Annotated in this window: 3 protein-coding genes; all 3 read left to right on the top strand. The window is 72.8% G+C overall.

Annotated elements, in window-relative coordinates; genetic code table 11:
* A partial coding sequence (locus D7X12_RS43275) for a hypothetical protein (RefSeq protein ID WP_439329419.1) occupies positions 1-2,037 on the top strand: 2,037 nt, incomplete at its 5' end.
* 10 nt (positions 2,038-2,047) lie between these two features.
* Complete coding sequence (locus tag D7X12_RS39505; protein ID WP_120630309.1) at positions 2,048-4,111, top strand: ATP-binding protein; 2,064 nt, start codon at positions 2,048-2,050, stop codon at positions 4,109-4,111.
* Positions 4,112-4,129: 18 nt separating this feature from the next.
* Positions 4,130-4,577, top strand: a 448-nt coding sequence (locus D7X12_RS39500) for a hypothetical protein (RefSeq protein WP_208719593.1), incomplete at its 3' end; no start/stop codon positions are given.

Raw genomic sequence — 4,577 nt, 5'->3', positions numbered from 1 at the left:
GGGGTGGGCCGGACGGTCATCGGGCGGCTGCGGCTGCGGGGAGCGGACCTGGATCCGCTCTCCGCGAAGCTGCGGCTGGAAGGCCTGCTGAGCGGCGCCCACCTCTCGCCCATGGGACTGCCGCCCGCGGCCACGGTGTGCATCCGCCGGCTCGTGGATCCCAAGCCGGGGGTGCTGCCGGTGCGGCAGTTCGCGCCCCGCCCGCCCCCCGCGTGGGATGAGGCGTTCCGTGCCGCGCTGGGCGCGCAGTTGGCCCACGCGGCGCGGCCCGCGCAGGGCCCGGTTCCACCGGATGCCGGGGCCGTGCTGTTCCTGGATCCGTCGGAGCTGCTCGCCTGTCTGGCGAGTGATGTGTGGCGGGGGACGGCGGCCGGGCACTGGTGGTGGAAGGGGCTCTTTCCCAGCGCGGACCTCACGCTGCGGGTGGTGGCCGAGTGGCTGCGCCGGCCCGAGTACGTCCCCGCCGCGCTGGAGGCCGTGGCCCGGAGGAGCGAGGCCCGGCCCGTGCTGTCGCTGTTCACGCGGGACGAGGCGCACACGCTGCTCGCCAGGGTCTGCGTCACGCAGGGTCTGCCCGCGCTGGCGTCCGCGCTGGGGGCGTTCGAGGAGGAAGCGGCGCGGGCGGAAGTGATGACGGAGTCGCGGGCGTCGAAGGAGGAGCGTGTCTCCGGGAGCGACGCCGTGCCGCTCGCGCCGTGGGAGTCCTGGGTTCCGGAGGCGCGTGCGCCGGGACTCGGGAGGGAGCACCAGACGCTGCTGGGCGTGGCGCTGATGCTTCGACGTGCGCCCCTGGAGGCGAGGCATGCGGCGTTCATTCCGGCCGTGGTCGCCTGGCGACGCGAGGAGGCACGCGGGGTCACCGGGGACAGGACTCACGAGTCCGTGCACGTCGTCACGGGGACGCGGGAGGCCGGGACGTCGGCAGCGCGTGCATCGGGTGTGAGGTCGGAGCAGGCCGGCTCGCGGGAGCAGGTGGATCCTTCTCCCCTGCCCTCGTTCGAGCGCCTCACGGACGCTCCGGCGCCCGGGGCTGTATCGCGCGGGGAGTCCGCAGGTTCCGCCACGTCTGCCCCGGTGTCCGGGGTCGCGAGTCCTCTTCTCTCCGCGCCCATCGAAGTCACGGCATGGCCGGCCCACACGGAAGCTCCCGCGACGCCGTCCGTCGTGATGCCCGTGCCGGAGCCCATGTCCGCGCCGCCTGAGCTGTCATCGCCGCCCGGGCTGCTGGCCTCCAGTGCGGCGCGGTTCGCGCCCGCGCCAGGACGTGGGTGGGGCCTGCCCATCTCCACGGGACTGGGCGGACTCTTCTACCTGGTCAACGTGGGCCTCTTCCTGGAGCTCTACGGAGACTTCTCTCAGCCCGCGTTCCCCTGCCTCCCGCTGCCTGTCTGGGACTTCGTCGCGCTCCTGGGCCAGCGACTGCTCGGGGAGGCGCGGCCTTCGGATCCGGTGTGGAAGGTGCTGGCCCTGCTCTCCAGTCGCAGGCCGGGCGAGGCCCCGGGGCACGCCTTCGAGCCGCCCGAAGACTGGCGCGTGCCCGAATCCTGGCTGCGAGCCTTCCGCACGCAGGCGTCCTCCACCTGGACGTGGAACGTCACCGACGGAAGGCTGCGCGTGCGTCACCCCGCGGGCTTCCTCATGCTCGACCTCCGGGTCCCCGAGCCAACCGACTCCACCGAGGCGCTCGTGCGGCACGAGCTGGCCTCGTTCGCGACCGGGTACACGTTCACGCTGGAGCGCGGCGATGTGCCCGCGTCCACGGGGCACGGAGCGATGCCGTTGGAGCGATGGCTGGGCTGGCTCGTCCCGTACGTCCGCGCCCGACTGTCCCGTGCGCTGGGTGTGGATCCGGACGACGCGGAGGCTCTCGCGCGCACGCTGCTCGTACACGACGCGCGGCTGCACCTGACGGAGACGCACGTGGACGTGGTGCTCGCGCTGGCGCAGCTCCCGCTGGAGGTGCGCGTGGCGGGGCTCGACCGGGACATCGGGTGGATTCCCTCCGCCGGCCGTCACCTCACCTTCCACTTTGAATGAGCCAGGCGCCATGTCCGACACCCCGACCGCCGCCACGCCTCCCGACGCACTGGAGCACTTCAAGCTTCACTTCTTCGCCGCTGCCACACGCGTGCTCACCCAGGCCGCGCGCACGTTCGGCAGCGAGGACGCGATGCTCGCGCGCTTCCCCTTTCTCACCGCGTACCGCGAGGAGCTGACCGGGCTGGGCGTGGGCTCGCTGGAGGAGGAGAACGGCCCCGGCAACTGGCCCGAAGCCCTCGCCGCATGGGAGGCGGACGTGGAAGGCCACCTGCCCCTGCGCGCGTTGCGGGAGGCCGCCAGCCTGGACGTGGACGCGCTGGCGTTGCTGCTCGCCGTGGGCATGGTGGAGGAGGACGCGCGCTTCGGTGCGCTCTTCGCGGCGCTCCAGGGCACGCCCACGGTGCACCGTCCCACGCTGGGGCTCCTCAACGCGTGCTGGCGTGGCGAGGACGACCGGGGCGAAGTGCGCACCTTCCTGCGCCGCCTGATGGAGTTGGGGCTGGTGGAGGTCATCAACCGCGACACGCCCCGCTCCGAGTGGGCGCTCCACGTCCCCGGCGCCGTCTGGGATGCGCTGCGCGGCGAAGCCCCGGAGACGCTGACTCCGTGGATGAAGCACCACGCGCTGTCCGTGCTGGAGCGCGACGAACCGCTGCTCGTCCCCAACGCACTGCACGAGGCCATGGCGAGGCTGCCCGCATTGCTCGCCTCGGGTGAGGCCCGGGCCGTCGTGGTTCGAGGCCCCCGGCACAACGGCCGGCGCACCCTGCTGCGCTCCGTGGCGAAGGCCCTGGGCCGAGGCGTGCTGGAGGTAGAGGGTCCGGAGAAGGCCGACGACGAGCGCTGGCGCATGGTGGGCGCACTGGCCACGCTGCTGCACGCGCTGCCTGTCGCGGTGTTGGACCCCGCGCCTGGAGAGGCTGCCACGGTGCCGAAGCTGCAGGGCCTGGATGGGCCTCTCGGCGCGGTGCTCGGCCGGCTGGGGGGCGTCAGTGGGGAGGGCGTGGATCGCGCCCTCACGCTCGCGGTGGACATGCCCGGGCCCCAGGAGCGGGCACTGCACTGGGAGCGCGCGCTGGCCGGCAGGCCCTGTCCGGCCCTGGAGGAGATCAGCGGCCGCTTCCGCTACACGCGCGGCAACATCCGGCGCGCGGCGAAGCTGGCCCAGGCGCACGCGGCGCTCGCCGGACGCACGGCGGTGGAGCCCGAAGACGTGCGCGAGGCGGGACGCGCCCTCAACCGGCAGGCGCTGGACACGCTCGCCGTGCGGCTGACGTCCACGGTGGACTGGACCCAGCTCGCGGTGGGCGGCGAGACGATGCGCGAGCTGCGCCACCTGGAGGCCCGCTGCCGGGGCCGGGAGCGGCTGGGCGGCGTCGTGGGCGGCACGCTGGCGAGGCAGCTCACCCCGGGCGTACGCGCCCTCCTCCAGGGCCCCAGCGGCACGGGCAAGACGCTGGCCGCGCGGCTCATCGCGTCGGTGCTCCAGCTGGACGTGTACCGGGTGGAGCTGTCGTCGGTGGTGAACAAGTACATCGGCGAGACGGAGAAGAACCTCGCGCGCATCTTCGCGCTCGCGGAGGAGCTGGACGTGGTGTTGCTGTTCGACGAGGGCGACTCGCTCTTCGCGAAGCGCACGGGCGTGAGTTCGTCCACGGACCGCTACGCGAACCTGGAGACGAACTACCTCCTCCAGCGCATCGAGTCCTTCGAAGGCATCCTGCTCGTCACCACCAACGCGGCCGAGTCCATCGACTCCGCCTTCCAGCGGCGCATGGACGTGGTGGTGGACTTCCGCGCACCGGACGCCTCCGAGCGCTGGGCCATCTGGCAGATGCACCTGCCCGCCGCGCACGCGGTGGACACGGGGCTGCTGCGCGAGGTGGCCACGCGCTGCAACCTGAGCGGAGGGCAGATCCGCAACGCCGTGCTGCACGCATCGCTGCTGGCCATGGAGGACGGAAAGCCCGTGGCAAGCGCGCACCTGGAGGCCGGCGTCGTGCGCGAGTACCGCAAGGCCGGGGATGTCTGTCCGCTGCGCCGTCAGGGCGCCGTGTCCCTGCGGGGCTGAACCGGAGGGAACGCTGCCATGGCCGTCGCCGCCAGAGCCGCCGCCCGAGGACCCGCCCGCGCCGCCGCGGCGGCCCCGGCGCGTGCGGCGGCAGGCGGTGCCACCTCCGCGGAAGCGCCCGGTGGCGCGGCCGTGAAGGTGGGCGGTGACGCGGAGAAGGACCCGCGCTTCCGCAAGGTCATCGAGAAACTGGAGAAGAGCGCACAGAAGACGAAGAAGCACCCGCCCGCGTCGAAGAAGGCCGCCGAAGCGCAGGCCGCCGCCGTCTCCCCACCCAACGAAAGGAACGCCGGGGCGAAGGCCAATCAGGTCGAAGCCATGAAGTCCGCTGAAGCGCCCAAGGCCGAACCCAACGGTTTCCTCGCGCTGCTGCGCGCCGAAATCGAAAAGGTGATGCCCAAGAACCTGGACGACGCGGACAAGTTCATGGAGGGCAATGAGACGGAGCAGGTGAAGGGCGCCGTCT

Origin of the sequence: Corallococcus sicarius, from assembly GCF_003611735.1 — a bacterium.
In the GTDB taxonomy this organism is placed as follows: domain Bacteria; phylum Myxococcota; class Myxococcia; order Myxococcales; family Myxococcaceae; genus Corallococcus; species Corallococcus sicarius.
The sequence above is the reverse complement of the archived record's forward strand: the minus strand, read 5'-3'. Positions and strand labels throughout refer to the sequence as shown.

Bases quoted from the DNA above. Each gene is read 5' to 3' on its own strand.
- D7X12_RS39505 (WP_120630309.1), top strand. From the start codon at position 2,048: ATGTCCGACACCCCGACCGCCGCCACGCCTCCCGACGCACTGGAGCAC.